Source organism: Catenibacterium sp. (assembly GCF_052354645.1).
GTDB classification, from domain to species: Bacteria; Bacillota_I; Bacilli_A; order Erysipelotrichales; family Coprobacillaceae; genus Catenibacterium; species Catenibacterium mitsuoka_A.
In genome coordinates this window covers 1-1,882 of the sequence record NZ_DAWDDM010000342.1, presented here as the reverse complement: position 1 = coordinate 1,882, position 1,882 = coordinate 1, and the positions used below count along the sequence as shown (strand labels likewise).

The window sequence follows — 1,882 nt, the reverse complement described above, 5'->3', positions numbered from 1 at the left end:
CTCTTCAAATTTAAAAGAAAAGACTGTTAACATTTAGTTTGTCAACAGTCTGAGAACCCTTAGGGGTTCTTTTATTATGCTTGATAAGAATCATAGAATATGTACAAAAAACAGTGAATTATACTTAAAAATGTACAATCTTATAAAATTGTCTAATAAATAAGTATGTTTTTTAGTGATTCTATAGAGTATATCACTTTTCTTTTTTATTTTGTGTGTTATAATGGTCAAGCAGAAGCGAGGTGAAATCATGGAAGAAAAGATTGAAGCCATTAAGGAAGTCATTCATAAGTTGAGACCCTATCTTCAAAGAGATGGTGGAGACTTAGAATTCGTTGATTTCAAAGACGGCATCGTTTATGTACATATGCTTGGTGCATGTGCAGGCTGCATGATGTTAGATTCTACTATTAAAGATGGTGTTGAACAGATTTTAGTAGAAGAAGTTCCAGGCGTTATTGAAGTACAGGCAATTTAATTAAATATTTTTATACTCTTATTCAGAACCACACAGATGAGGATCGTTTTAAAGTGGTGGCAACCCTTATATAGAAGGTGCCTTGACCAAGCAAGTATTACTTGAACAATAAGAGGAAGCAGATTACTACGCTTTCCTCTTTGAGGAGAGCTTTTTTATTACAGGAGGAAAAGAAGAAAATGGAAAAGAACTTATTTACATCAGAATCTGTATCAGAAGGACATCCAGATAAGCTTTGTGATCAGATCAGTGATGCAATCTTAGAGGAATGCTTAAGACAGGACAAATATTCACGTGTAGCTTGTGAATGTTTCGCAACAACTAATTTATTAGTCATTGGTGGAGAAATTACAACAAATGCGAAAGTAGATTATGAAGCAGTGGCTCGTGATGTAATGAGAAGAATTGGCTATACTGCTGAAGATTTAGGTATTGATGCAGATACTTGTGAAATCAAGGTAGTAATGGATACACAGTCTAGTGATATCGCCTTAGGTACAAATGTAGAAGTAGGTGGTGCAGGTGACCAGGGTATCATGTTTGGTTATGCAACAAATGAAACTGAAACATATATGCCTTTACCAATCTCTATGGCTCATGAATTAGTACGTTATGCAAGTGAATTAAGACATAATGGTACATTCAAACATGCAAGACCTGATATGAAATCACAGGTTACTATTGATTATACAGATGAAAATAATCCAAAGGTTGATACAATTCTTATGTCAATCCAGCATGATCCAGATTTCAATGAAGAAGAATTCAAGACATTCATTAAAGAAAAGATCATGAAGGAAGTTGTAAGAAAACATCATATGAATGAAGACTACAAGGTATTCATTAACCCAACAGGAAGATTCGTTATTGGTGGTCCTCATGGTGATACTGGTTTAACTGGACGTAAGATCATTGTTGATACTTATGGAGGAATGGCAAGACATGGTGGAGGCGCATTTTCTGGTAAAGACCCATCAAAGGTAGATAGAAGTGCAGCTTATATTACTCGTTATATCGCTAAGAACATTGTTGCAGCAGGATTATGTGATCGTATTGAAATCCAGTTATCTTATGCAATTGGTGTAAAGGATCCTACAAGTGTGCATGTTGATACTTATGGAACTGGTAAAGTAGCTGATGAAGTCATCTTAGATGCAATCAAGAAAGAATTTGATTTAACTCCTCAGGGCATCATCAATACATTAGATTTATTAAATCCAATCTATGGACCAACAGCTGCTTATGGACACTTTGGTCGTACTGATGTTGAATTTCCATGGGAAAAATTAAATAAAGTAGAAGACTTAAAGAAATACTTAGCTTAAAGAAGACATTAACGTCTTCTTTTTTTATATTTTATGTCAAGAGTGTTTTTTTAGTTTTTTTTATTTATAATATAGTTAT

At 33.9% G+C, this 1,882-nt stretch carries 2 protein-coding genes; both read left to right on the top strand.

The genetic code is table 11. The features are described from left to right. Positions 1-250 precede the first annotated feature (250 nt). Entirely contained in the window at positions 251-478 is a 228-nt protein-coding gene (locus ACT8VG_RS10785; protein WP_022425304.1) for a NifU family protein, read from the top strand. Positions 479-657: 179 nt separating this feature from the next. Then, positions 658-1,803, top strand: a complete 1,146-nt coding sequence (gene metK, locus ACT8VG_RS10780) for a methionine adenosyltransferase (protein ID WP_444195872.1) — start codon at positions 658-660, stop codon at positions 1,801-1,803. Positions 1,804-1,882 lie beyond the last annotated feature (79 nt).